A 26,037-nucleotide genomic window follows, 5' to 3' on the forward strand; every position below is an offset into this window, starting at 1 on the left:
TTTATTGTTTAGAATCATCTTTCTTAATTCCTTTATCCACGTTCAATTCCTTCGATTTCATAATATTAAATCTATACATATCCTCCGTTGGAACAAGTTTTCTTGTACATTTTTCGATATCTGTTCCTTCTTCCCACAAGTACGGGCGGAAGCTGTAAGTTTTACTGCCATCTAAATTCGAAATAAATTGGTTCCAGCTATTCCAACGTAAACCTTTATAAAATTTAGATAAATCGCTATCGAAACAAAATATTAAAAACTCTCCGTAACCAGCTCCGAGCGGTTGCCAGGTTAAAGAATTCGGTTCTAAGTAATAAACATTTTTAATATCTTTCCCTAAGCCACCATAATTAATCGCAAAGAAACCACCCACAGCATCATCAGCAATTAAAAGATAAGGAACATTATCGCCATATTCTTTAATAGTTTTGTCTTTATTCCATTCTGCAATGTTTCTATTTAAGCGCTCGCTACCAGAACCTAAGATTCTTATCCAGCCGTTATCAACCATAATTCCACCAGTATTATAAATTACCGAACCAAGAGTTGCATAGGTTGTCATTTGCGAATTATACAAAACCTCTTTAGCCTTTGCCGAATCAACGGGTAAAACCTCCACCTTGTTTTTTGCTGCATCAATCCATTTTTGCACAAGCGGCCAAGCTGGGTCAGTATTGTTTATTAATTTATCAACACTTATTAATTTATTTTGCGCAAAGGTGGTTATTGAAAATAAGGATAAACTAATAATGATTGCTATGGATGTGCTTTTCATGCTAATGCTTTTGTTGTTTTCAAAGATATAACGATAATCCATAAATAGGATTGAACAATATTTAATTTTAATAGCATGTGGTGCTAAAAAAAACGCTCCCGAATTTATCGGAAGCGTTCGAATTATAGGTTTGAAATTCCTCCTAGGGATGAAAATCTTTATTTGGGTTAAGATAAAGAGCTAGTATTTTTTCTCTTTATATCTTTAAACCTTAAACTTAGTTTTACCACATTCTAATTCTGTCTTCTGGTTTCTTGTATAATTTATCTCCAGGTTTAACATCAAAAGCTTGGTACCATGCATCCATATTTACTGGTGCACCAATTGTACGGTACGGACCAGGAGAATGTGGATCAGTTTTAATTAACTGAGCAGCACTTTCTGGTAAAATATTACCTCTCCATACCTGCGCCCAAGCCAAGAAGAAACGTTGATCTGGTGTAAAACCATCAATTTTCTCGTTGCTCTGACCTTGCTTCGTCATTTTGAAAGCGGTATAAGCTGCATTTAATCCACCTAAATCGCCAATGTTTTCGCCCATTGTCAATTTACCGATTACATGTACCGTATCTAAAACAGTATAAGCATCAAATTGTTCGCCTAATGCTTTTGTTTTAGCATTAAATTTTGCTTTATCTTCTGCGGTCCACCAGTCTTTTAAGTTACCTTTAGCATCGTATTGACTTCCGCTGTCATCAAAACCATGACTCATTTCGTGACCGATTACGGCCCCAATTCCGCCGTAATTTAAGGCATCGTCAGCATTTGGATCAAAGAAAGGGAATTGTAAAATTCCAGCAGGGAAAGTAATAGAATTCATTGTAGGACTGTAAGATGCATTTACTGTTGGCGGTGTCATGCCAAAACGAGTACGATCTACAGGTTTTCCTAATCTATTTACATTCTCATTGTAACCCCAAACACTTGCGTTACGTAAATTTTGAAAATATGTGCCTTTGTTAATATCTAAGCCAGTATAAGTTTCCCATTTAGTTGTGTAACCAACTTTTGGCTCAAATGCAGCAAGTTTCTCAAGTGCTTTTTTCTTAGTTTCGGCACTCATCCATTCTAAACCATTAATTCTAATTTCAAAAGCTTTACGTAAGTTCACAATCATTGCGTCCATACGGGCTTTAGCTTCTGGTTTAAAATATTTAGCTACATAAAGCTGACCTAATAATTCGCCAATTGTGCCATCAGTTAAAGACGACATACGTTGCCAACGTGGAGTTTGTACTTTCTGACCAGTTTGTGCTTGTGTAAAAGCAAAACTTGCTTTTACAAATGGAGAACTTAAGCTAGATGCAGAACCTTTCAAAATGTTCCATTCTAAATAAGTTTTCCAATCGGCAACAGAAACCGATTTTAACATACCATCAACGCTAGTCATAAATTTAGGTGAGGAAACCAATAACGTATCCTGACCTTTAATTTTAAATTTAGGTAAATAGGTAGCCCAGTTAATATCTGGTGTTTTTTTGTTTAATTCGGCAACAGTAAGTTTGTTGTAAGTTGCATAAGGATCACGCATCTCCAAACGACTCATTTGTGCTTCAGCAAACTGCTTTTCTATTTTAAAAACTGTTTCGGCCTTCTTTTTTGCTTCTTCGGCACTACTACCAGTTAAGCTAAAAAGCGTATTCATGTAAGTATTGTAAGCTTCACGAATTTTTACACTACGCGTATCGTCCTTTAAATAATAATCACGATCTGGTAAAGTTGTGCCGCCCTGACCAATATTAACCATGTATTTGTTAACATTTTTGCGATCCTGGCCAACTCCTACGCTAAACATTCCGCCACCTAAACCATTTACACGCATGTAAGCAACCTGGTCTAAAACGCCCTGAATGTCTTTAATTTGTTTAATCTTTTCTAGGTCAGCTTTAATAGGTGTGTAACCTAATTTTTCGATAGTTACCGTATCCATTGCTGCGGCAAAGAAATCGCCAACTCTACGTTTTACCGAACCAACTGGAGCCGATTTATCAGCAGCAGCATCTTCAACAAGCGATTTTACAGCATTAATGTTAAAATCACGAAGTTCGTTAAATGATCCCCAACGTGTTTCTTTTGCCGGAACGGGGTTGTTTTTTATCCACGTACCACTTGCGTACTGATAAAAATCGTCGCCTGGTTTCACAGATAAATCCATGTTGGCAGGGTCGATGTATTTTTTTGGTGCTTGCGCATTTGCAGAAAGGCCAGCAGCGACTATACCAAGTGCCGCAAAATATCCTTTCAAATTCTGGTATTTCATTCGCTTAAAAAGTTAGTTTTTACAGCGAAATTTATGAAATACTAATTAATACTGAAACAATATATTAATAATATTACTTGTTAAACCAGTAATAAATTTTTGTAAGGCCAAGTCTTCGAAGAAATTCTGTTGGCGAAAATAGGGTTTTAATAGATTTCATGATTTTAAATCTTTTATACACTATTAACATTTTTTAACACTATTTATTGTGTATATGTAAAAATTTTAGTTATTAAGAATGATTCGGAATAGAGCCGCGTATTTTAACTAGTTTTGATAATATGCATTTTTAAACTTACAGGATTTGGAAATAAAATGTTCCGTATTTCATAGGATAATGAAGTCCCGCCATTTACTTCAATCTTTTTGTGTCTGTCATCGCTAGCTTGTTCGAAGGATGGAAACAAAAAGTATTTCCGTTTCTGTCGGGTTTATTTAACTTTAAACAGTGCATTTATTTGAGCCACTTAAACCCGATAAAGTGGAAAACCCGCATCCCGATTTTTCATCGGGAGTGGATTTGAAACGATAGCGGGAACACTGAAACCGAAAAGCTTCTGCAATTGCTTTTCAAAATAAAATAATTAATAATGAGTCATTCCCACGATAAAGAAGATAGCTGTTGCACTAGTAAAGCCCATAACCACGAGCATAAACACTCTCACGATGATGGCGATGAACACGATCATGACCACGGCGGCGACCCATCTGCGTTTAAAACTTATTTGCCCGCAGTAGTTACGCTTGCCATGTTGCTTATTGGTATTGCTTTCGATAATATTTTTAAAATTAAAGCTTTTGATGTTATTCGCCCGTATTGGTATGTCGTTGCTTATTTGCCTGTTGGCGTGCCAGTTTTGAAAGAGGTATGGGAAACGTTTAAAAACAAAGATTTTTTCACCGAGTTTTCTTTAATGTCTATTGCTACAATTGGTGCTTTTGCAATTGGCGAATATCCAGAGGGAGTTACAGTAATGCTTTTTTACACTATTGGCGAACTGTTTCAAATGGCTGCGGTAAATCGGGCAAAAAGAAATATATCTGCTTTGTTGGATGTTAGAGCGGATATTGCAAACGTTTTAAGAAATGGAAAGTACGAAAGCGTTGCTCCTGACCAAGTAAAAGTTGGTGAAACTATTCAGATAAAAGCTGGTGAAAAAAATCCTCTTGATGGTGAAATGTTATCTGAAAAAAGCAGTTTTAATACAGCGGCGTTAACAGGAGAAAGTAAACCTAAAACCATTAAAAAAGGAGAAAATGTTTTAGCAGGAATGCTGAATGAAGAACAGGTTATAGAAATTAAAGTAACCAAGGTTTTTGCAGACAGTTCTTTATCGCGGATTTTAGAAATGGTACAAAATGCCACTACACGAAAAGCAAAAACAGAATTATTTATCCGCAAGTTTGCTAAAATTTATACACCAATAGTATTCTTTTTGGCGCTCGCCTTGGTAACCATTCCGATTTTAATTTTGGGTAGCGAATACCATTTCCAAACCTGGTTGTATCGCTCGTTGGTTTTTCTGGTAATTTCTTGTCCTTGCGCTTTGGTTATTTCTATTCCGCTTGGTTATTTTGGAGGTATAGGTGCAGCATCGGCCAATGGAATATTGTTTAAAGGATCTAACTTTTTAGATTTAATTACCAAACTGAATACCGTAGTAATGGATAAAACAGGCACTTTAACTAAAGGTGTTTTTAAAGTTCAAAAGGTAGAAAGTAACATCGATGAAAATGAGTTTCTAAGTTTTTTAACTGCAGTTGAAGCAAAATCTACGCATCCAATTGCTAAAGCCATTGTAGATTACACTAAAGAAAAGCAAGCTTATCACGCAGAAAATATCAAAGAAATTGCTGGAAAAGGATTGATGGGCTCTGTAAATGGTAAGGAAGTTTTAGCGGGTAATGTTAAACTTTTAGAGCAATTTAATATCGTTTTCGATGCAGAAATTAACAAAATAGAAGAAAGCATTGTTGTTGTTGCGATTGATAAGAAATATGCTGGTTATGTTTTAATTGCTGATGAAATTAAAGAGGATTTGGCGGATGCAGTTAAACAATTGCATGAAAACGGCATAAAACAGGTTGTAATGTTAAGCGGAGATAAAACAACCATTGTTAAGAAAGTCGCGACAAGCTTAGGGATCGATTCTTCTTTTGGCGATTTATTGCCGCAAGATAAAGTTGCCCGACTTGAAGAAATTAAAAAAGACAAAACCAGAGTTGTTGCTTTTGTTGGCGATGGTATAAATGATACGCCAGTTTTAGCCATTAGCGATATTGGTATAGCAATGGGAGCGATGGGTAGCGATGCAGCCATCGAAACTGCTGATGTGGTAATACAAACCGATCAGCCCTCTAAAATTGTAACCGCAATTAAAATCGGTAAGGCTACAAAAAAAGTAGTCATCCAGAATATTCTACTCGCTTTTGCAGTTAAGGCTTTGGTTTTGATTTTAGGCGCAGGTGGTTTAGCTACCATGTGGGAAGCAGTTTTTGCTGATGTTGGCGTAGCTTTACTGGCAATTTTAAATGCGGTAAGAATTCAGAAAATGAAGTTTTAGTATTTACATTTATGGCAGCAAATTGATTCGAATTTGCTGGATCAAATAAAGAAATGTTCATTAAAAGCAAAACAGGCTATCTTTTTGAGATAGCCTGTTTTGTTATATATTTAAGTTGTGTACTTAATTATGCTTGTTCAGCCAATACTTTAGTAACTAAATCAGCAGCTTCTTTAAGCGCGATTGCCGAGTAAACTTTAAGTCCAGACTCGTCGATTAATTTCTTAGCTTCTTCTGCGTTTGTACCTTGTAAACGGCAAATGATTGGCACAGGAATATTTCCAATTTCCTGGTAAGCATCGATAACACCTTGAGCAACACGATCGCAACGAACAATACCACCAAAAATGTTGATTAAAATCGCTTTAACGTTCGGATCTTTCAAAATAATGTTGAAAGCCGCTTTTACCGTTTGTGCATTTGCAGTTCCACCAACGTCTAAGAAGTTAGCAGGCTCACCACCAGCTAATTTAATAATATCCATTGTAGCCATTGCTAAACCAGCACCGTTAACCATACAACCTACGTTACCATCAAGGTTAACAAAGTTTAGGTTAGAAGCACTTGCTTCAACTTCCATTGGATCTTCCTCAGCAGTATCACGCATTGCTGCATAATCTGGATGACGATATAATGCGTTCTCATCAATATCAACCTTAGCATCAACTGCGATAACTTTGTCATCAGAAGTTTTTAATACTGGGTTAATTTCGAACATTGAAGAATCAGTAGTATCGTAAGCTTTATATAAAGCAGTTACAAATTTAACCATTTCTTTATGTGCAGCACCGCTCAAACCTAAGTTGAAAGCTACTTTACGAGCTTGGAAACCCTGTAAGCCAACCTTAGGGTCAATCTCTTCTTTGAAAATTAAGTGCGGTGTATGTTCAGCAACTTCTTCGATATCCATACCGCCTTCAGTACTGTACATAATAATATTGCGACCTTTTGCACGATCTAACAATACTGAAATGTAGTATTCTTTAGTTTCAGAAGCACCTGGATAATAAACATCCTGAGCAACTAAAATCTTACTTACCAATTTACCTTCTGGACCAGTTTGAGGTGTAACCAATTGCATACCAAGGATATCGGTAGCACGTTGTTTCACTTCATCAAGGTTTTTGGCTAATTTAACACCACCACCTTTACCGCGACCACCAGCGTGGATTTGCGCTTTAATTACAACCCAATCAGAGTTATAATCGATTTTTAATTGCTTAGCAGCCTCAACAGCTTGCTCAGGCGTATCGGCAACGATTCCTTCTTGAACGTTAACACCGAAACTTTTTAATATTTGTTTACCCTGGTATTCGTGAATATTCATTTGCTACAAAATTTGCCCAAAGCTACAATTTCAAACCCTTTAAACAAATAGCTATTTCCGTTTTTTTCTAGAAAATGAACGTTTTATGTTAATCGGGAATAGTAACCCCGCTTTCGTTGCAATCTTTTTAAACTTCTGTCATTCTAAGGCACGACGAATCTCTTTCATCGGTTGCAGATGCTTCGTGCCTCAGCATGACATTAATATTAAAGGTACTGCCAAAAAAGTATTTCCACTCAATCTGGTTTATTCAACTGCGAATGTAGTTCTTGGCCAATTGAGCTTCTGCATATTGTGGAATTATTTGGTAAACAATTTTTAACTTCCTGCAATTGGAGAACCGAAAATGCCAACCGCCATTTCGGCCCAAACCAAAAATAGAATTAATAAAATAACCGCGAATAATATGTTTCTCAGTGTAATGGTTTTTACATTTCTGATCACAATTTCAATTGCTAAAGCTGTAATTAACAGGAGCGAACCTGCCGCTATAAAATCAGCTATAGTCCATTTTACCTCATTAGTAAATTGCATTGCAATTAGTGGAATGCTTAAAATAGTTGCTATAACGCTTAAAATTATGGTAACTCTTTGTTTGGTAGCGTTAATTGTTTGTTGATTTTTCATGATTTTGTTATTATTTGTTTATAGTTTTATTTAATCCAAAATATTCTGCCGTATTCCAATCTTGAAAACTTAGCGATAACCAGTTTAGGCTTTCATAACGCTCCCGAAAAGAATCTATCCGTTCATCTAATCGTTTCTGATAAAAATCAGCTGTTTGTGGTTTGGCAATTTCTGTTTGATATGGTGCTTCAGAAGGAGTATAATGTAGCTTAGCCCTGTATTTATCCAAAACAGGCAGTGTTTTATTCGAAAGAGAAAGTAAGAAATCTGCATCAATTGAAGTTTTGCTACTTTGTGTTAAATTGTATCTGGCTATAAAAACATCCCAGTTTATGCTACTAAAAACCAACAGTAGGGCAAACCAGATATTGCCATTAACTTTAAAAAGGTAAAAAAGCGTTTTTTGTCTATTAACTTTTAAGTAAACGGTAGCTAAACCGATTATGCAAAGCAAAGCAAACACCAAAACTCCGATTCTTTTATGTGTTAAGCCATAAAATTCGATATAGTAACCATCACGAATAAAAACTGAAATGATGAGAATGAAGTTTTGAATCATCCAGGCAATGGCAAGTGCTTTAAGTGTTTTGTTTTTGTAGTAAAAATTAAGGTTTCCTCTGAAAAAATATAATATAACAGCCATTGCTAAAACAATACTGAAAATTAGCGCATTCGTTCCGTCGTGTAAATCCGCAGAATAATTAACTTCTGCAAGGTTTCTCCCTTTTTCAAGCCATAGCCACCAAATGTCGATGCCGTTTAAGCATAGAAGTAGTAAATTAAGCGCTGCAAAGGAAATAAACCCAATGATGTATTCTGTTTTTAGGGCCAGTTTTTTATTAATTAATTGACCAAAAAAAGTATTTATAACTTCGTTCCAAATGCTGGTACTACGTTTATCCCTTCTTTTGCGCGATAAATTTTCCTTAAAATAACTTTCTATTTTCCCAATTACGTTACTGTAAAAGGTTATCAATAACCCTCCAGTTACCAGAATGCCAAAGCATAGATGCATAAATCGGTCAAAACTTAAATCTTTAAAAATAAAACCGAAAGTGTTGTAGAAAAAGTCGCCGATGTTTACGAAAGTAACCTCTAGGTAATGCCCAAAAACCTTGTTTGCGCCACTGTAAATCATTGTAAAAACAAATACGATAAATAGTGGAAGAACAATGTACTTAATAGGGCGTATAATGGGTTTAAAGTTATAATTGCCGATTTTAACTTCTGATAATCTTTTTAATAAACTAAATGGAATGGTTATGAACTGCATTATTGCTGCTAAAAATGCCGCATAAATGCTTCTTATACTTTGATAATGCGAATAACCAACAAAAAATATAAAGCTAAAGAAGTAGGCTATTATTGATAAGTCGGAATTAATAATAACTACAAGTATTGCCGCAAACAAATGCGCAGCAGCATAAATTTTAAACTTAGTACTTTTTATTACTTCATCATTAAAAACCGTTATTGCAATAACGAAAATGCTGTAAAGTAAAAGATTCAATCCCAAATCTTCCATCCAAAAAAGGTAATTAAATAACAGACCTCCAATTAGGGTGGAGAGTAAAAGGTAATTAGATTTTGTTTTCATTTTTTAGTTATTAAAAGTGCTTTGAATTTCAAAGTGTTTGTTCAAAAAAAATATTTAAAGTTTATTAATCATTTTTTCAAGTGCATCTAAGTGCGCTTTGAAAGCCTGTTTTCCTAAATTGGTAATCGAGTAGGTCGTACTGGTTTTTCGGCCAATAAAACCTTTATGTACCTTAATAAATTCCGCCTGTTCTAACGTGTTAAGATGCGAAGCTAAGTTCCCGTCTGTTAATTCTAGCATCTGTTTTAAATCGTTAAAACCAATTTCATCGTTAACCACCAGTACCGACATTACGCCTAACCTGATTCGGCTATCGAAAATTTTATTTAAATCTGCAATTGGGTTTTTCATTTTATTGGCCTTTCTCGTATTTAAAATACATTACCAATCCATAAATAATATGAAGTACGCCAAAACCTACAGCCCAAAATATTAAACCATAACCAACGTAAAACATACAAACCAATCCTAAAAAAACCTCCAGATAACCCAAATAACGAATATCGCTGTAGGTATATTTACTGGCATTTATAAGTGCTAATCCATAAAAAATTAAACAAGTTGGTGCAATAATGCTATACGTGTTTGGGTGATTTAATAACAAAGCGATAATAAACAAACCTCCCGCAACTAAAGGTGTAAAAAGATTAATAATTAACGATTTGGAGGTTTTGTCCCAAATTGGCAAATTATTGCGTTGGCTTTTTCTGTAGGTAAAAAGAATTCCACCTGCTAAAGCAACAAACAAAATAATCAAAGCAAGCTTAATTAAGTTGTATTCTAAATCCATTTCACCTTCAACGCCAAAGCTATAACCTCTTCCGTTAATAAATTTGTCGATTTCATCATTAGCAAAATAAGCACCTATTAAAGCAATAAAACCAGCAAAAACACCAGATAAGCCACTCAACGAAATAAATCTCGATGACCGATCCATCATTTTTCTGATATCTTTTAATGCATTTAGTTGTTCTTCTGAATTGCTCATTTTAAAAGTGCTTTGTTTTTCAAAGTTAAATAAGAAAATCATATCTGCAAACTTTTTTTAGAAATTATTTTACATCCTTTATTCTTTGCTAGCGATCCTTGTTCTTTAGTCTTTCAGCTTTCCGCTTTATACTTTCTCCTTTAACCTTTTTTACTAAATTTGAGCCATGCTAAAAGCCACTGGAATAAGAAAATCGTACGGAAATCTACAAATACTAAAAGGTGTAAATTTTGAAGTAGAAAAAGGGGAGATTGTAAGTATTATAGGGCCGTCTGGAGCTGGGAAGAGTACATTGTTACATATTTTAGGTACACTCGATAAACCAGATGATGGCGTTGTTGAGCTTAAAGGAACCGTAATTAGTAAATTAAACGGTGAATTGCTAAGTGCGTTTCGAAATCAAAATATTGGCTTTGTGTTTCAATTTCATCATTTACTGCCCGAATTTAGCGCCATAGAGAATATTTGCATTCCTGCTTTTATAGCAAAAACAAATAAAAAACAAGCCGAAATCAGAGCCTTAGAATTGCTTGACTTGTTTGGATTGAAAGATCGGGCGAATCATAAACCTAATCAATTATCAGGCGGTGAGCAACAAAGGGTAGCTATTGCAAGGGCTTTAATTAATAATCCAGCAATAATTTTAGCCGATGAACCATCAGGTAATTTAGATTCAGAAAATGCAGCCGCCCTTCATCAGCTCTTTGTTAGCTTAAGAGATAACTTTCAGCAAACCTTTGTAATTGTTACCCATAACGAACATTTGGCTAAAACGAGTGATCGGATAGTAACTATGAAGGATGGGGTGATTGTATAAAGCATAGATCTAATTTTCGTGTTCTGCAATAATGCAATCGAACAATAAAAACAATTTTACATACAACATATTACACATTGAAAATATTAATTACTGGAGGAAATAACGCAAAGGCACTAAAGCTGATGAAAGCATTTCCCACACATTTTGTTTTGTTAGCAGATTATGGCGATGTCCCTGGGATCGTTAGCGAGCACTACGCATTTTCTTCTTTAGGAATTTTAAATAAGGATAGTATTGCCCATATCTTATTAAACTTTTGTATTACAGAGTCGATTGATAGTATTATTCCACTGCATAATTTTGAAGTTGAACCGATTGCAAAGTCTGCCGTTCTGTTCGGCGAATATGGAATAGATGTTTTAACTCCACACGCCGACCTGGTTGCTGATTTCTTATCAACAGAAAAAAATACGTTTCAAAATTTTGCTGTATTTGTAAAAGGAGAATGCATTTTTGCGAGTGGAGGCGAAATTTTTGTGAAAAAGGAAGAAGGATTTAGCGGTGTATTTGGCTATAATTCTGCCGATGATGATTTTAAACTTTTTACAATATAGTATGGAAGGTCGTCAATACGCAAAAGACAAGCAAATTGTAATATTCGAGCTTGATGATGTCTTATTTCCAGCTAAAGATTATCTGCTTCAGGTATATTATCTGTTCGCCCAATTTATAGAATATACAGAACAAAAAAATGCGCAATCTATTTTAGATTTTATGCGCCTAGAATATGAAAGTAATGGGTCAGATCAGCTTTTTGAAAAAACCGCAAAGAAATTTGAATTAGCGGATACTTATCAGCATAATTTTGATTTGCTGCATTTAAATGCTCGTTTACCATTAAAATTGTTGCTATTCAAAAATATGCTAGATTTTTTACAAGAGTTGGTAATCGAGCGCAAGAAAATCTACATTGTAACAACAGGTAATCCAGAGCAACAATTAAATAAAATAAAACAAACCGAGTGGAATGGATTAGAAAAATATCTAACCGTTTTCTTTGCGGATGAACTGAATCTGCCAAAATCAGAAATTTTTCAGAACATATTATCAGACAACAATTTATCTGCTAAAGATGCGTTAGTTGTTGGTGCAAATAAATTTGATGAGCAACAATCCAAATTAATTAATTTGCCGTATATTGTGTCACTAGAAATTTACAAATAAATATGATTAAAAAATTTGCAGCACAAAGTATTCTCCTGAGTACTTTAGTTGTTATTGGGTTGGCAACATCTTGTAAAAAATCTTCTACACCTGCAGATACTGCAAGTACACCCGAAACGAATACTTTACAAACCTCAACAACCAATCGAGATTATTTAACAAAGGATTCGATATTTCTTTACGCTAAACAAACTTACTTTTGGAACGTTGGTATGCCAAGTTACGATGGTTTCAATCCTCGTCAATATGCTACAAATGATGCAGTTATTGCAGCTTTGAAGGCATTACCCAGTACAGGTGGTAAAGATAAATACTCTTTTATAGATAATGGGGCGGTAGCTACACAATTGGGTGGCGTAAGCGGCGATTTTGGATTTTCAATCTTCTTTGCATCTACTAACGATTTGAGAATTAAACTTGTTTATGCTACATCTCCAGCGGCAACAGTAGGACTAAAAAGAGGTTATCAAATCACTAAAATTAATGGATTTACAGACATCAATACAAGCAAAGCCAGTATTGATAAAATAGAAGATGCAGTATTTGGAAACGATGCAACAATATCTCTAACTGTTTTAAAACCAGATGGAACAAGTCAGGATGTAGTTGTAACCCGTACAACTTATAACATTAACCCAATTTTATACTCCAATACCTACACTGTAGGAACTAAAAAGGTTGGATACATTGTCTTCAATAGTTTTACAACTAATTCTGCAGCCCTGCTAGATGCTGCTTTTGCAAAATTTGCAACCGATGGTGTAAGTGAGCTAATAGTAGATTTGCGTTATAATGGAGGTGGTTCCGTTGCAACTTCAGAAGCTTTTACTAATTTAATTGCGCCTTCATCTCAAAATGGTAAAATAATGTACACCACTTATTGGACACAAACCATGCAGGATAATAAGGCAACTATTCTTCAAAATCAAAAGTTCTATGCCAAAGGAAATGATGGTGTGACTAGGTTATATTCTTTTTTTGATTATCCTTGGGTGCCAACACAAGCAGCTGGAAATCAAGAGGTTTTTGCTAAAAGAGGAGCGCTTAATAACTTATCAAGGGTTTATTTTCTTGTAACAGCTTCAACAGCGTCGGCAAGTGAACTATTAATTAATAACTTAAAACCAGTAATGGATGTAAAGTTAATTGGTAAAAAAACTTATGGTAAGCCAGTTGGTTTCATCGGCCTGCATATCGATAAAAATGATTTGTACATTCCGCAGTTTCAAACTAAAAACCAATTAAATCAAGGTGATTATTTTGATGGTATGGCAGTAGATAAGGATATCGCAGATGATATTACTAAAGAATTTGGCGACCAAACAGAGAAACTTTTAGCACAAGCTCTAAATTACTCTGCCAGTGGATCATTCCTTTCTGTTTTAAAAGAAAATACGGTAAGCAGTACTTCAGCCTTATCAAAAACACTAGTAGAGGATTTAACTGGTAAGCTTGATCATGGGTTTAAGGGAATGATTGAGACCAGAAAATTGAAATTGAATAAATAAACCAACCAAACTGTATTAATATTAAGCTGGTTACGTTCGTGCCAGCTTTTTTTATCTTAATTATTACAAAAAATGCATTTTTAAGGTTGTTTTTTATGCGAAATTTTGATAAGCTTGTTTAACATTAATCGTTAAAGAGATACCATGCCAATAGAAATTGTAGAAAAGGAACATATAAGCTACTTAAACATTATCAGTGCTAGTGAAGATCATAGTCAGGCCTTAAAGACTAAGTTAGATGAAGCTCAAAGATTGGGCAACGAGTTTAAATCGAAAGCAGTTATCACATTTAATACCACTATTGGTCCGAAGCGTGTAGATACTACAATATGGTCAGTTACAGAAAAATACATTCAGCTAAAAAATAACATCCATATCCCACTTAAAAGCTTAATCGATATCGATTTTTAGGTTATCATTTTAAGGAAATAAATCATCCCATGTTTTATTCACCCTTAACCTAAAAATTAAATGAGTACGCTCCATAAAATTGCCTTAACTTTCATCAAATCAATTGGCCCTGTAAATGCTAAAAATCTATTAGCATATTGTGGAAGTGCCGAAGCAGTATTTTCTGCGAGTAAAAAGCAATTGCTTCAAATCCCAGGGATAGGCGAAAAAACAGTCGAAGCAATTTTAAACACTGATGCTTTAAAACGAGCAGAAGAGGAGTTGAAATTTGTTGAAAAACATAACATAGAAGTATTGTTTTTCTCTGATGATAATTATCCGAAGAGATTAAAGAACTGTTTCGATTCGCCTATTTTACTTTATTTTAAAGGTGAAGCTGATTTAAACCACAAACGAATTATTAGCATTGTAGGCACACGTAATGCTACCGAATATGGTCGAAATTTATGTAAACAGTTGTGTTTGGTTTTGGCTCCATATAATGTTTTGATTGTAAGTGGACTTGCTTACGGAATTGATGTTACAGCACATAAAGAATGTATTGCAAACGATATAACTACAGTTGGTGTACTCGGACATGGTTTAGATCGGCTCTATCCGCAGGTTCATAAACAGTTTCTCAAAAAATGGTTTTAAATGGAGGCTTACTTTCCGAATTTCCAACCCTAACCAATCCCGACAGGCAAAATTTTCCACAAAGAAATAGAATTATAGCTGGTATTGCCGATGCCACAATTGTTGTAGAAGCATCAATTAAAGGGGGTGCGCTAATTACAGCTGAGATAGCCAATTCTTACAATAAAGATGTTTATGCTTTCCCAGGACGCACCAATGATGTGTTTTCAGAAGGGTGCAATTTTCTTATTAAAACCAATAGGGCAGGCCTGATTAATAATGCTAATGATTTAATATATTATTTAGGTTGGGATGATGAAGTGAAAGAAAAGAAAAAAATACAAGCCTCACTACAAATAAACCTAACGGCGAATGAACAAAAAGTGGTTGATGCTTTGCAGAATCAGCAGCTCTCAATTGATGAATTGGCGATTTCTGTCAATATTCAACAGAGTAAACTCGCGATTATTTTACTAACACTAGAAATGCAGGGCATTATTATTTCTTTGCCAGGCAAAGTTTATAAATTGGCATAACAAAAAGTTGCCATTCCGACTATCACACAGTGAAATACAGAAATTTTGTCAGCCATCTAAAAATCAAGTTTAAAGATTTCTCTGCATCGGTTGAAACGACAATTTATTTTATACTGAGCGTTAAGAAAAATAATCTGCAAATTTAAAGCTTAGAAGAAAATCCTAAAAACCAATATTGCATTTTGCCCAATAATCAATCTATAATCCCTATCATTATTATAGATTATGCAATAAAATTCTATTTAATTTTTATTTTCGAAATTATGTTTCAAATAAAATATAGTTTATAAAATACTTAATGCCTTTGCTTAATTTTGCATTATGTGGTATAATAATATTTTAGAAACTATCGGCAATACGCCCTTGGTAAAATTAAATACAATTACGAAGAATGTTCCAGGTACAATTCTGGCCAAAATAGAAACAACTAATCCAGGCAACTCAATTAAAGACCGTATGGCCGTTAAAATGATTGAAGATGCAGAGAAAAGTGGTAAACTAAAACCAGGCGGAACTATTATCGAAGGAACATCAGGAAATACTGGAATGGGCTTGGCTATGGCTGCCATTATTAAAGGTTACAAATGTATTTTTACTACAACAGATAAGCAATCGAAAGAAAAGGTAGATGCTTTACGTGCTTTTGGTGCTGAAGTAATTGTTTGCCCTACAAACGTAGAGCCAGAGGATCCACGTTCTTATTATTCGGTTTCTTCTCGTTTAGAACGCGAAGTTCCAAATTCCTGGAAGCCAAATCAATACGATAACTTAGCAAATTCTGCTGCACATTACGAGCAAACTGGTCCTGAAATTTGGGAACAAACCGAAGGTAAAATTACCCACTTGGTGGTTGGTGTAGGTACAGGAGGTACTATTTCTGGAACTGGAAAATATTTGAAAGAGAAAAATCCAAATATTCAGGTTTGGGGAATCGATACTTATGGTTCGGTTTTTAAAAAGTACAAAGAAACTGGTATTTTCGATAAAGATGAAATTTATCCTTATATCACAGAAGGTATCGGAGAAGATTTTTTGCCTGCAAACGTAAATTTTGATGTGATCGATTTATTTGAAAAAGTAACGGATAAAGATGCGGCTTTAATGACTCGTGATATCGCCCGTAAAGAAGGGATTTTCGTTGGTAACTCGGCTGGTGCTGCAATTGGCGGTTTAATTCAGTTAAAAGATAAATTAAAGCCCGAAGATGTTGTTGTGGTAATCTTTCACGACCATGGAAGCCGTTACATGGGTAAAATGTATAACGAAGATTGGTTACGCGAACGTGGATTCTTACAAGATGAAAAGTTAACTGCGAAATCAATTTTAGCAAAGAAAGAAGCAACAGAAATTGTAACGCTTGATGCAACAAAATCGGTTTTAGAAGCGATCAATACCATCAAATCGATGAACATATCTCAAATCCCAGTTACACAACAGGGTATGATTGTAGGTAAAATTGCCGAAAGCGACATCTTATCAGCTTTGCTCGAAAATCCAGGTTTGAAATCTGCACCAATTTCAGAAATCATGACAGCAACTTTCCCTTTCGTTGATTTGAATACATCGATTGATAAAATCTCATCGTTAATTAATAAAGAAAATTCTGCTGTTTTAGTAGAAGATGAATCAGGTAAGATTGAAATTATTACGCAGTACGATATTATAAACGCGATATCTGGGTAGAAAATAGAATGGATGTCAATCTAAAAAAGGATTAAAAATCCTTAGTTACTAATGACGGGATTACAAATCCCGACTAGCGTAGTTAGAAAATAGAGTGGAAGTCAATCTAAAAAAGGATTAAAAATTTTTAGTTACTAATTACGGGATTACAAATCCCGACTAGCGTAGTTAGAAAATAGAGTGGAAGTCAATCTAAAAAAGGATTAAAAATCCTTAGTTACTAATGACGGGATTACAAATCCCGACTAGCGTAGTTAGAAAATAGAGTGGAAGTCAATCTAAAAAAGGATTAAAAATCCTTAGTTACTAATGGCGGGATTACAAATCCCGACTAGCGCGTTGGCGAGATTACAAATCCCTACTAGCAAGGTTTCTAAGGCGGTCGTCATTGCGAGGTACGAAGCAATCTTAATGCTTTGGACTTAGAATAGCGACTGTTTAATATTACTTCATATCTCACAATTACGAAAAATCACAAATAAAAACGCCCGAATAAGAAATTACTCGGGCGTTTCTGTATCCTTGCTATTTTCGCTTTCAGCCTTTCAGCTTTCAACTAAAACTAGTGACTCGGCGCATCAGCATTAACACGCTTAATTTGCGCACCTAAAGCACGTAAACGCGTATCAATATCCTGGTAACCACGTTCAATCTGTTCGATATTGTAAATGGTCGATTTACCTTCCGCAGAAAGCGCAGCTATTAATAACGAAACCCCAGCTCTAATATCAGGAGAAGTCATGCTGATTCCACGAAGCTTGTATTTTTTATCAATACCATTAACTGTCGCACGGTGTGGGTCGCAAAGAATAATTTGAGCGCCCATATCAATCAATTTATCAACGAAGAATAAACGACTTTCAAACATTTTCTGATGGATTAAAACGTTTCCTTTAGCCTGTGTAGCCACAACCAAAACGATACTCAATAAATCAGGAGTAAAACCTGGCCATGGAGAATCGGCAATTGTTAAAATCGAACCATCGATAAAAGTATCAATTTCATAGTGCTTTTGCGATGGCACATAAATATCATCGCCTCTGCGTTCTAATTTAATACCTAATTTTTTGAAAACCTCAGGAATTACACCAAGCTCATCATAACAAACATTTTTTATGGTAATTTCCGATTCAGTCATTGCAGCTAAACCAATGAAAGAACCAATTTCGATCATATCAGGCAGCATTCTGTGTTCCGTTCCACCTAAAACTTTAACACCTTCAATCGTTAATAAATTCGAACCAATCCCCGAAATTTTAGCACCCATGCGGTTAAGCATTTTACAAAGCTGTTGTAAATAAGGTTCGCAAGCTGCGTTGTAAATGGTTGTTGTACCTTTTGCTAAAACAGCAGCCATTACAATGTTTGCAGTACCCGTTACCGATGCTTCATCCAATAAAATGTAAGCACCTTTTAAATTGGTCGCATCAACGTTAAAAAAAGCTTTTTTACTATCGTAAACAAACTTTGCACCTAACTTTTCGAAGCCAATAAAATGTGTATCCAGCCTTCTACGACCGATTTTATCGCCACCTGGTTTAGGTATTGCTGCTTTACCAAAACGAGCTAATAATGGACCAACAATCATAATAGAACCACGTAAACCACCACCTTTAGCTTTAAAAGTTTCAGATTCGAAGAATTCCAGATTGATGTTTTTCGCCTCGAAAGTATAAGTGTCCTTATCAATACGTTCTACAATAACACCTAAATCGCCTAATAATTCGATTAGTTTATTAACATCCTTAATATCAGGAATATTGCTAATAGTTACCTTCTGTTCGGTTAGCAATACAGCCGATAAAATCTGTAAAGCCTCGTTTTTGGCGCCTTGTGGAGTAATTTCGCCCTTTAATTTAATTCCGCCTGTTATTTCAAATGCGTTCATATATCTTTTTAGTATTTAGTATTGAGTAACTGGTATCAAGTATTTAGTCTCGAGTATCAAGATTGAGTGCTAAAACAAATTTATGCCGCAAACTTTTACTTTTTAACCTGCTACCTTTCGCCTTTTACCTTTCCTTTAATATTTAGGTTTATTATTATTGTTTCGTCCGCGATTATTATTATTGTTCTGACGGTTTTTACTGTTGTTATTATTGTTATTATTATTTCTTCCGCGGTTATTATTGTTATTGTTTTGACGAGGACTTTGAGCTCTAAACTCAACTTTCGCCAAGTTAACACCTTCATCAAGTGACAATAACCCGCCAGAAAGATATTTCAAATCTTTAATAATGGTTTCGTCCGAAACGTTATCCTTATTCCAGGTAACATAAGCCATCTTCATAAAGTTTGCAATGCCTTGCACCATTATTTTTCTGCGCTCTAAATCTTGCTCACCCATTGCTTTTTCAATAAGTCCTTCTACCGTTTTACCATAATGTTTGTAGGTAATTCGTTGTTGAGGATAAGCCAGGGGCGCTGGTTTTATGTAAGCATTCTCAATCAATGGCTTTGGATACGGGCTGTCAACATCGATCTGATAACCAGAAATGATGTGTAAATGATCCCAAAGTTTATGTTTAAAATCGGCAACATCGCGTAAATGTGGTTGTAAAAAACCCATCAAATCGATAACTGCCTGTGCATATTTATTACGTTCTTCAATGGTGGGTAATTCGCAAATATATTTCACCATGTTTTGAACGTTACGGCCATATTCCGATAAAATCAAATGGCTACGTGTAGTATTATAGTCAAAACTCATGTTCAGATAAATTAATTGGAAAAAATAATCCAGCCATACGAATTATGAAATAACCAGAGGAGTTTAGGTTATGAATTCACCGAAATGTCTATTGCTGGACTTTCGTTTTATATTTTCAAAGATAATCTTTTTAACAACAAAAGAAATAGTTTTCTTTTGGAAATGTAAGTTCAGTAATTCTTTTGATTTTCCAGACCTGCTATCACTTCAAGTTTTTAAACTTCTGTCATGCTGAGGAACGAAGAATATGTTTCATCGGTTGCAAATGCTTCGTTCCTCAGCATTACAGCCAAATTTTAGTTTCCTGCTAAAAAAGCTTTACGTTCTATCAGGTTTATTCAATAAAGAATTGTGTTTCTTGGCATCTTCCGTTATCGGGTTTACTAAAATGACGGCGTCTTAATTCCGTGCTTCCGTGGCAAAAAAAATCACATCTCATCCGTATTCTTTGGATAATCAAAGAAAACCAATTCTCCAGTTCCTTTACTAACCATTTTCCACGAATCAAAAGGGAAAGAAATCAAAACCATTCCAGCAGTTGGAATGTTGTAAATATCCGCATCACTTAACTCATTTGCTAAATCGGTAAAGCCAGGGTTATGTCCAAACATAATTACAACATCAGCAGAATCTTCAAAATCGCTCACAACTTTTAAAAGCGTTCTGCTATTCGCTTCATAAATCGCCTCTTCAAATTTTATATCATCTACATTATATGCTTCGGCAAAATACTTGGCCGTAGATTTTGCTCTTTTAGCTGGGCTACTTACCATCAAATCAAACTTAAAACCACGATTTATCAAACGCTCGGCCATTTCTGGTGCGTTTTCCTTACCACGTTTATTTAGAGGGCGATCAAAATCTTTTAAACCTAAATTTCCCCAATCCGATTTTCCGTGGCGAACCAATAATAATTGTTTAGGCATTTAAGTTCTCTTTAATTTTGTTTACAATGCTTTGTGGTTCAATTAAGTCCATACAAGTTTCAACACCACAAAGGCAAGGTTTGTTTCCATAAATTGAATTTGGCCTTGAAGGATGATCTATTTGAACACAGTTGGCTTCCGATTGCCCGTAGCCTAAAAAACCCGCAAAAGGATGGGTTGGCCCCCAAACAGAAACCACAGGCACTCCAACTAACGAAGCCATATGCATACCCGAAGAATCCATGCTCAGCATCAAATCTAAATTAGAGATAATAGCAAGTTCTTCCTTAAGATTAAAATTGCCGATTAAATTATGGGTGTTGGGAATAAACTGCGACCATTTTTCTGCAATTTCCTGCTCTTTTCCACCACCAAAAATAAAAAGTTCGTAGCCAAGTTTTGATAATTCTGCTATTACAACCTCCATTTTATTTAATGGATAAATTTTATAAATATGTTGAGCAAATGGTGTGATGCCTATTTTCTTTTTTACTGAATCGCTAAACAATCCTTTAGCTTTTGAAGGGACTTGTTGAACTTTTGGAATCAATTTATGGCTCAGGTTAATCTGAAAGCCTAACTCCCGAAAAACATCAGCGTAACGTTCAACAGTTTGTCGTAACGGCTTAAATATTTTATTAACCGAACGCGTTAAGGCCTTTTTTTCTGCTCTTCCTTTGTCAATCCGCTTGATTTTTATTCCGCTTAAGCGAAAAAAAGTAGAAATTGCCCTGCTCCGCAAATTATCATGCAAATCGGCAATTGCAGTTGGTTTGAATTTTCTAAGTTCCTGATAAAGTTTATACAAACCATCAATGCCCTTATGGATGATTTTAGGTTGGATGGCGTGAAAAGTTAGGTTATCAATCCCATCGAAAAATGGTTTAAAAGCCTCGCGACTAACCATTATAATTTCAACCGAAGGATTTTGCTCAGAAAATTCTTTTAAAACAGAAGCCACCATCGCCACATCGCCCATAGCTGAAAAACGTAAAACGATAATTTTTTCTGTTAACATGGCTTTATTAATCGGTCATCATTTCGAGGTACGAAGCAGTGTTAAAGCCAAAGGGCGATAGCGAAAATTGTAAGATTGCTTCGTGCCTTGCAACGACGAATTTGGAACTAAATTTTATTATACAACACAGGATTTAAACTCGGATCGTTGTACATTTTCATTTGCTTATACACTTTCATGTATTTCTTGCCAGCTTCAATATCCGCTAGTAATTCATCAATGCTTTGAGATAAGTCATCACGTTGAGATAGTAATACATTGAGCTTTGTTTGGCATTGACTACGATGTTCGGCCGATGCGCTTTCGCGTTCAGCTTCTTCCTGCATGTGGTAAATTTTTAGCGCCAAAATTGAAAGCCTATCTATTGCCCATGCAGGGCTTTCCGTATTAATTTTAGCCTCAGGCAAAGCCGAAATGCCTTGATATAAATTTAAAAAATATCCATCGATAAACTCAACCATATCAGTACGAACCTGATTTTGAGCATCAATTCGTCTTTTCCAGCTTAAGCCCTCTACTGGGTCGATTTGTGGATTACGAACCACGTCTTCCATGTGCCATTGGGCAGTATCAATCCAGTTTTTAAGATAAAAAAGATGCTCTAAACTTTCAGCATCGTAAGGATTTTCTACTGGATGGTCAATATCATCAAACTTATGGTAGTTAGTAATAACCTGATTAAATACGCGGTTGGCAATTTCACTTATCATGAGGCAAAGTTAGTTTTTTTTACCACAGATTTTCACAGATAAACACAGATTTGGCCTGTCTAAATAATGTTATTAAAAGTATCTCTGTGTTTATCCTGTTTATCTATGGTTAATTAATAAATCAATAGTTTTTGATTCTGTGGTCCCGCGACTAAATTATTCTATCTTTTTTAGTCTTAAAATAGCTGGTTATCTCATCCAAAGAAAATGCATTTAAACATTTATCAGCACTTAAACCGCCTTTGCGTGCAACTAAAATTCCATATTTCATATCATTAAAACCTTCAGTTCTGTGCGCATCAGGATTTACTGAAAGCAAAACACCTTTTTCTAAAGCGTAACGATGCCAGCGCCAATCTAAGTCAAGTCTTAATGGATTAGCATTGATTTCAATAACAACATTATTTGCTGCACAAGCATCAATAATCTTTTTATAATCGATCGGATAACCCGCACGACTTAATAATAAACGTCCTGTTGGATGCCCCAATATAGTTGTGTACGGGTTTTCGATAGCTTTTAATAAACGGGCGGTTGCTTTTGCCTCATCCATCCTTAAATTACTGTGAACCGAGGCAACTACAAAGTCGAAAGTTTTTAAAATATCATCCGAATAATCTAAAGCGCCATCACTTAAAATATCACTTTCTATGCCTTTAAATATTTTAAATGGAAACAGTTTCTTATTCAGTTCATCAATTTCCTGGTGCTGACCGAAAACACGTTGCTCGTTTAATCCTTTGGCATAAACGGCAGTTTTTGAGTGATCGCAAATGCCTAAGTATTCAAGATTCAGTTCATCTTTACAATAAACCGCCATCTGCTCTAAAGTATGAACGCCATCGCTCCAGGTAGAGTGGTTGTGCAAACTGCCTTTTAAATCTTCATATTGTATTAAAGTCGGTAATTTGTTTTCCTTAGCCAACTCAATTTCATCAAAATCTTCACGAAGCTCGGGTTCGATAAAAGCCAATCCAGCTTTGCTGTAAATTTCTTCTTCATTTGAAAAAGGACCATCACCAGCTAAGGCTAAAACCTTTTGTACGTGTTCGGTATTTCCAGTTTGTTTAAACCATTCGAGGTAAAAATCTACTTTGTTTACCACAAATATTTTAATTCTTAAGCCCGCCTCTGTTGTGGTAATAAACGAATTTTCAGCGGCTATAAGTGAAAGTGGCTCAAATTCAGGCAGCTCAAATTCAACTTTTTCAGGATGTTCTGCCCCAATTACGATTTCAAGCTCATCAATAATCTCGCAAGAACGGCGATATTGACCAGCAAAACCTAATGCAGAATGGTTATCAACTTTAATTAACCATCTTGAAATTTCATCATAAAGGTTATTTGCAAAGCCTTCTACCTGAGCATATAAAAATCTTCCATTTGCTGCCAGCTTAAATTCGATCGCTTTTTTAATTTCTTCCTGTGTTTTTAGTCCAAAACCTTTTGCTTCAATTAGTCGGTTTTCGTTGCAGGCATAATACAACTCGCCGATACTTTCGATACTAAGGTCACGCCAAATAATCAAAATTTTCTTCGGTCCGATTCCTTTTATGCCAAGCATTTCGATAATACCTTCTGGCGTTTGCTGAATAATTTCGTTAAGCTCTTTAAGTTCTCCTGTTTGCAGTAATTCGATGATCTTAGCCGCCAAACCTTTTCCAATCCCATCAATTTTATCAATGTCTTCAATAGGTTTATCCTTTAAAGCAAAAGGTAATTTATCAACCTTAAAGTAGGCGTTAGCTATAGATTTTATTTTGAAAGGGTTCTCTTCATGCAGTTCCATTAACTGCGACAAGAGGCGTAAAGTACGAGCGATGGTTTTATTTTCCATAAGCTGTAAAATTAGGGAATAAAGGTTTAAAACTTTAATTGGCGCTAATTTTTCGAGCAGAAATTATTAATGGACTGTTTTACAGGCAGGAAATTTATAAAGATGAAGGGCGGCTAAAAGGAAATGAAAATGGATGATGTAAAATCGGATCACTCCAATTTTACATCATCCATTTTGTGTAGTATTTATTTTATAACAGCTTCAAATGGCATTCTCATTTGTATACCAGAACTTGCCATTACTTTTTTCATTTGCTGATAAAGCATGTAATTATCGCCAAGTTCTTGTTTGGTGTAATAGGTTTTAATTTTATCTGTACTTTCTTCCAATAAAGATTTTAAAGGATCGATTACATCAGGATATTCTACAACTTTGTATTCTTTAAGCTTTGCTTTTTTAGCTGCTGATGCTATTGCATCGTTAAAACTGCCGATTTTATCGGCTAAGCCAATTTGAACGGCATCTGTACCAATCCAAACGTGTCCACCGCCAATACTGTCGATATAGGCCTTACTTTTCTTTCTTCCATCAGCTACCCGACTTACAAAACCACTGTAAATTCTATTCAATTCATTTTGAATAATGAAACGTTCGCCTTCTGTCATTGGGCGATTTGTTGCCATTATATCTGCATATTTTCCAGTTTTAACACCATCGAAGGTAATGCCCAATTTATTTGTCATCAGGTTTTGAAAATTAGGAATAATTCCGAAAACACCAATTGAACCTGTAATGGTATTCGGCTGTACGAAAATACTATCGGCAGCGCAACCAATGTAGTAACCTCCAGATGCGGCAACATCACCAAAAGAGGCGATAACTGGTTTTTCTTTTTTAGTTAATACAATTTCTCTCCAAATCACGTCAGATGCTAAAGCACTTCCACCAGGAGAATTTACACGAATTACGATCGCCTTAATGTCGTCATCTAATCTTGCCTTACGTATAGCTCTCGAGATCCGTTCAGAACCGATTTGGTTATCAGAACCTTCGCCACCTGTAATTTCGCCATTAGCATAAATTACGGCAACTTTATCTTTCCCGCTTCCGCTTGATGTATTGTTTTTTATATAGTCGTTTATAGAAACTGAACTAATGTTCTGTTTTTTGGTTTTGCCCGATAAGGCTTTAAGCTCTTCAAGAATTTCGTCTTTGTACTTCAGGCCATCAATCATTTTATAATTTAAAGCATCTTTTGGCTCTCTGATTTTGTAATTATCAGCAATGCTGTAAAGGCTATCTTTTTGAATGGCTCTGGTTTGAGCAATATCAGTTAAAAAAGTGTTGTATAAACCGCCAACATAAGCGGTAACCTGTTTGCGGTTATAATCGCTCATTTTGTCTAAAATATACGGCTCCACGGCACTTTTATAGTTTCCAACGCGAATAACCTGCATTTCTACACCAACTTTTTCTAAAGTTCCTTTAAAGAAAGTAAGTTGAGAGCTAAAGCCCTTAAATTCCAATGCACCTTCGGGATTTAAGTAAACTTTATCAGCTGCCGAAGCCAAATAATAAGCACCTTGGGTATAAACTTCGCTGTAAGCCAAAATCTTTTTGTGCGATTTTTTAAAGTCAATAAGTGCATTTCTTACCTCACGCATGGTTGCAAAACCTGCATTTGGACTGCTAACATTTAAGTAAATACATTTTATATTATCATCATTTTTAGCTCTTTTAATTGATTTTAAAATATCATTTAAACCAATTCCATCGCTTTGTTCAGAGCCAATTATAGGTAAACTACCAAAACTTCTTTTAGGTGTACGTTCGGTAATCGCCTGATCCAGGTTTAAAAATAAGACCGAGTTATTGCTTACTGCTATAGATTTATCATCATCGATAGATGAAATGGCCGCGACAATAACTACGAAAAAGATGATGAAAATAACAACAATAGATAGGAAAAAACCTAACATTGATGCAAATAAATACTTGAAAAAATCTCTCATTTAAATGTT

General features: G+C 35.2%; 21 protein-coding genes and 1 pseudogene. 8 read left to right on the forward strand and 14 right to left on the reverse strand.

From position 1 onward, the window contains the following. Nucleotide 1: 1 nt before the first annotated feature. A complete protein-coding gene (locus ABD692_RS16095; RefSeq protein ID WP_344768598.1) occupies nt 2-775 on the reverse strand; it encodes a DUF2625 domain-containing protein in 774 nt (257 codons plus the stop codon). Nucleotides 776-998: 223 nt separating this feature from the next. Next, on the reverse strand, nt 999-3,035 hold the full coding sequence (locus ABD692_RS16100; protein WP_316757322.1) for a M13 family metallopeptidase: 2,037 nt from the start codon (nt 3,033-3,035) through the stop codon (nt 999-1,001). Between the two features lie 590 nt (nt 3,036-3,625). Between ABD692_RS16100 and ABD692_RS16105 the strand changes: the two genes are divergently transcribed. Then, on the forward strand, nt 3,626-5,599 hold the full coding sequence (locus ABD692_RS16105; RefSeq protein WP_344768600.1) for a heavy metal translocating P-type ATPase: 1,974 nt from the start codon (nt 3,626-3,628) through the stop codon (nt 5,597-5,599). A gap of 127 nt (nt 5,600-5,726) precedes the next feature. Here ABD692_RS16105 and sucC read toward each other — a convergent pair whose 3' ends face one another. The 5 genes from sucC to ABD692_RS16130 all read right to left on the reverse strand — a co-directional run bounded on the left by sucC (nt 5,727) and on the right by ABD692_RS16130 (nt 10,138). Next, nucleotides 5,727-6,926 (reverse strand): ADP-forming succinate--CoA ligase subunit beta, encoded by a 1,200-nt coding sequence (sucC, locus tag ABD692_RS16110; protein WP_316757324.1) that lies wholly within the window; start codon nt 6,924-6,926, stop codon nt 5,727-5,729. 318 nt (nt 6,927-7,244) lie between these two features. Beyond that, nucleotides 7,245-7,553: a hypothetical protein gene (locus ABD692_RS16115; RefSeq protein WP_344768602.1), complete on the reverse strand. Its 309-nt coding sequence runs from the start codon at nt 7,551-7,553 to the stop codon at nt 7,245-7,247. A 10-nt stretch (nt 7,554-7,563) separates the two neighbouring features. Continuing rightward, on the reverse strand, nt 7,564-9,150 hold the full coding sequence (locus ABD692_RS16120) for a DUF4153 domain-containing protein (protein ID WP_344768604.1): 1,587 nt from the start codon (nt 9,148-9,150) through the stop codon (nt 7,564-7,566). Nucleotides 9,151-9,204: 54 nt separating this feature from the next. Further along, the gene (locus tag ABD692_RS16125) at nt 9,205-9,501 is read right to left on the reverse strand and encodes a winged helix-turn-helix domain-containing protein (protein WP_316757329.1); all 297 of its coding nucleotides are present in this window, start codon (nt 9,499-9,501) and stop codon (nt 9,205-9,207) included. 1 nt (nt 9,502) lies between these two features. Next, nucleotides 9,503-10,138 carry a hypothetical protein gene (locus ABD692_RS16130; protein WP_316757330.1) on the reverse strand — a complete coding sequence of 212 codons (636 nt, stop codon included), beginning with the start codon at nt 10,136-10,138 and terminating at the stop codon, nt 9,503-9,505. 166 nt (nt 10,139-10,304) lie between these two features. On the opposite strand from ABD692_RS16130, the gene ABD692_RS16135 reads away from it, so the two are divergent. The 7 genes and pseudogenes from ABD692_RS16135 to ABD692_RS16165 all read left to right on the forward strand — a co-directional run bounded on the left by ABD692_RS16135 (nt 10,305) and on the right by ABD692_RS16165 (nt 16,875). Further along, the gene (locus tag ABD692_RS16135; RefSeq protein WP_316757332.1) at nt 10,305-10,955 is read left to right on the forward strand and encodes an ABC transporter ATP-binding protein; all 651 of its coding nucleotides are present in this window, start codon (nt 10,305-10,307) and stop codon (nt 10,953-10,955) included. Between the two features lie 77 nt (nt 10,956-11,032). After that, nucleotides 11,033-11,512, forward strand: coding sequence for an ATP-grasp domain-containing protein (locus tag ABD692_RS16140; protein WP_344768607.1), 480 nt, complete (start codon nt 11,033-11,035; stop codon nt 11,510-11,512). Beyond that, nucleotides 11,484-12,122 (forward strand): HAD family hydrolase, encoded by a 639-nt coding sequence (locus ABD692_RS16145; RefSeq protein WP_344768609.1) that lies wholly within the window; start codon nt 11,484-11,486, stop codon nt 12,120-12,122. Before ABD692_RS16140 ends, ABD692_RS16145 begins: the two co-directional genes overlap by 29 nt. A gap of 2 nt (nt 12,123-12,124) precedes the next feature. Continuing rightward, nucleotides 12,125-13,630, forward strand: coding sequence for a S41 family peptidase (locus ABD692_RS16150; RefSeq protein WP_344768611.1), 1,506 nt, complete (start codon nt 12,125-12,127; stop codon nt 13,628-13,630). 144 nt (nt 13,631-13,774) lie between these two features. After that, nucleotides 13,775-14,041 (forward strand): hypothetical protein, encoded by a 267-nt coding sequence (locus ABD692_RS16155; protein WP_316757341.1) that lies wholly within the window; start codon nt 13,775-13,777, stop codon nt 14,039-14,041. Between the two features lie 137 nt (nt 14,042-14,178). Next, nucleotides 14,179-15,192: pseudogene (locus tag ABD692_RS16160) on the forward strand (DNA-processing protein DprA). A gap of 321 nt (nt 15,193-15,513) precedes the next feature. Then, a complete protein-coding gene (locus ABD692_RS16165; protein WP_316757345.1) occupies nt 15,514-16,875 on the forward strand; it encodes a pyridoxal-phosphate dependent enzyme in 1,362 nt (453 codons plus the stop codon). 562 nt (nt 16,876-17,437) lie between these two features. Here the strand turns inward: ABD692_RS16165 and murA are convergent. From murA to sppA, 7 genes are all read right to left on the reverse strand, one after another. Then, nucleotides 17,438-18,763 carry a UDP-N-acetylglucosamine 1-carboxyvinyltransferase gene (gene murA / locus ABD692_RS16170; RefSeq protein WP_316757348.1) on the reverse strand — a complete coding sequence of 442 codons (1,326 nt, stop codon included), beginning with the start codon at nt 18,761-18,763 and terminating at the stop codon, nt 17,438-17,440. Between the two features lie 135 nt (nt 18,764-18,898). Next, the gene (locus ABD692_RS16175; RefSeq protein WP_344768616.1) at nt 18,899-19,585 is read right to left on the reverse strand and encodes a DUF4290 domain-containing protein; all 687 of its coding nucleotides are present in this window, start codon (nt 19,583-19,585) and stop codon (nt 18,899-18,901) included. A 428-nt stretch (nt 19,586-20,013) separates the two neighbouring features. Continuing rightward, on the reverse strand, nt 20,014-20,511 hold the full coding sequence (locus ABD692_RS16180) for a SixA phosphatase family protein (RefSeq protein ID WP_344768618.1): 498 nt from the start codon (nt 20,509-20,511) through the stop codon (nt 20,014-20,016). Continuing rightward, the gene (locus ABD692_RS16185; RefSeq protein ID WP_344768620.1) at nt 20,504-21,529 is read right to left on the reverse strand and encodes a glycosyltransferase family 9 protein; all 1,026 of its coding nucleotides are present in this window, start codon (nt 21,527-21,529) and stop codon (nt 20,504-20,506) included. Before ABD692_RS16185 ends, ABD692_RS16180 begins: the two co-directional genes overlap by 8 nt. A 107-nt stretch (nt 21,530-21,636) precedes the next feature. Next, a complete protein-coding gene (locus ABD692_RS16190) occupies nt 21,637-22,239 on the reverse strand; it encodes a DUF4254 domain-containing protein (protein WP_344768622.1) in 603 nt (200 codons plus the stop codon). A gap of 151 nt (nt 22,240-22,390) precedes the next feature. Continuing rightward, nucleotides 22,391-24,076, reverse strand: coding sequence for a helix-hairpin-helix domain-containing protein (locus ABD692_RS16195; protein WP_344768624.1), 1,686 nt, complete (start codon nt 24,074-24,076; stop codon nt 22,391-22,393). Nucleotides 24,077-24,261: 185 nt separating this feature from the next. Beyond that, entirely contained in the window at nt 24,262-26,028 is a 1,767-nt protein-coding gene (sppA, locus tag ABD692_RS16200; protein WP_344768626.1) for a signal peptide peptidase SppA, read from the reverse strand. Nucleotides 26,029-26,037 lie beyond the last annotated feature (9 nt).

The sequence above is a fragment of the Pedobacter ginsengiterrae genome, assembly GCF_039537385.1.
GTDB lineage: Bacteria > Bacteroidota > Bacteroidia > Sphingobacteriales > Sphingobacteriaceae > Pedobacter > Pedobacter ginsengiterrae.

Excerpts from the sequence above, each read along its gene's own strand:
- ABD692_RS16190 (WP_344768622.1), bottom strand. The coding sequence starts at position 22,239 with ATGATAAGTGAAATTGCCAACCGCGTATTTAATCAGGTTATTACTAAC.
- ABD692_RS16195 (WP_344768624.1), bottom strand. The coding sequence starts at position 24,076 with ATGGAAAATAAAACCATCGCTCGTACTTTACGCCTCTTGTCGCAGTTA.
- ABD692_RS16105 (WP_344768600.1), top strand. The coding sequence starts at position 3,626 with ATGAGTCATTCCCACGATAAAGAAGATAGCTGTTGCACTAGTAAAGCC.
- ABD692_RS16095 (WP_344768598.1), bottom strand. The coding sequence starts at position 775 with ATGAAAAGCACATCCATAGCAATCATTATTAGTTTATCCTTATTTTCA.
- ABD692_RS16185 (WP_344768620.1), bottom strand. The coding sequence starts at position 21,529 with ATGTTAACAGAAAAAATTATCGTTTTACGTTTTTCAGCTATGGGCGAT.
- ABD692_RS16115 (WP_344768602.1), bottom strand. The coding sequence starts at position 7,553 with ATGAAAAATCAACAAACAATTAACGCTACCAAACAAAGAGTTACCATA.
- ABD692_RS16135 (WP_316757332.1), top strand. The coding sequence starts at position 10,305 with ATGCTAAAAGCCACTGGAATAAGAAAATCGTACGGAAATCTACAAATA.
- ABD692_RS16150 (WP_344768611.1), top strand. The coding sequence starts at position 12,125 with ATGATTAAAAAATTTGCAGCACAAAGTATTCTCCTGAGTACTTTAGTT.
- ABD692_RS16180 (WP_344768618.1), bottom strand. The coding sequence starts at position 20,511 with ATGCCTAAACAATTATTATTGGTTCGCCACGGAAAATCGGATTGGGGA.
- ABD692_RS16125 (WP_316757329.1), bottom strand. The coding sequence starts at position 9,501 with ATGAAAAACCCAATTGCAGATTTAAATAAAATTTTCGATAGCCGAATC.
- ABD692_RS16165 (WP_316757345.1), top strand. The coding sequence starts at position 15,514 with ATGTGGTATAATAATATTTTAGAAACTATCGGCAATACGCCCTTGGTA.
- ABD692_RS16100 (WP_316757322.1), bottom strand. The coding sequence starts at position 3,035 with ATGAAATACCAGAATTTGAAAGGATATTTTGCGGCACTTGGTATAGTC.
- ABD692_RS16130 (WP_316757330.1), bottom strand. The coding sequence starts at position 10,138 with ATGAGCAATTCAGAAGAACAACTAAATGCATTAAAAGATATCAGAAAA.
- murA (WP_316757348.1), bottom strand. The coding sequence starts at position 18,763 with ATGAACGCATTTGAAATAACAGGCGGAATTAAATTAAAGGGCGAAATT.
- sucC (WP_316757324.1), bottom strand. The coding sequence starts at position 6,926 with ATGAATATTCACGAATACCAGGGTAAACAAATATTAAAAAGTTTCGGT.
- sppA (WP_344768626.1), bottom strand. The coding sequence starts at position 26,028 with ATGAGAGATTTTTTCAAGTATTTATTTGCATCAATGTTAGGTTTTTTC.
- ABD692_RS16155 (WP_316757341.1), top strand. The coding sequence starts at position 13,775 with ATGCCAATAGAAATTGTAGAAAAGGAACATATAAGCTACTTAAACATT.
- ABD692_RS16175 (WP_344768616.1), bottom strand. The coding sequence starts at position 19,585 with ATGAGTTTTGACTATAATACTACACGTAGCCATTTGATTTTATCGGAA.
- ABD692_RS16145 (WP_344768609.1), top strand. The coding sequence starts at position 11,484 with ATGATGATTTTAAACTTTTTACAATATAGTATGGAAGGTCGTCAATAC.
- ABD692_RS16120 (WP_344768604.1), bottom strand. The coding sequence starts at position 9,150 with ATGAAAACAAAATCTAATTACCTTTTACTCTCCACCCTAATTGGAGGT.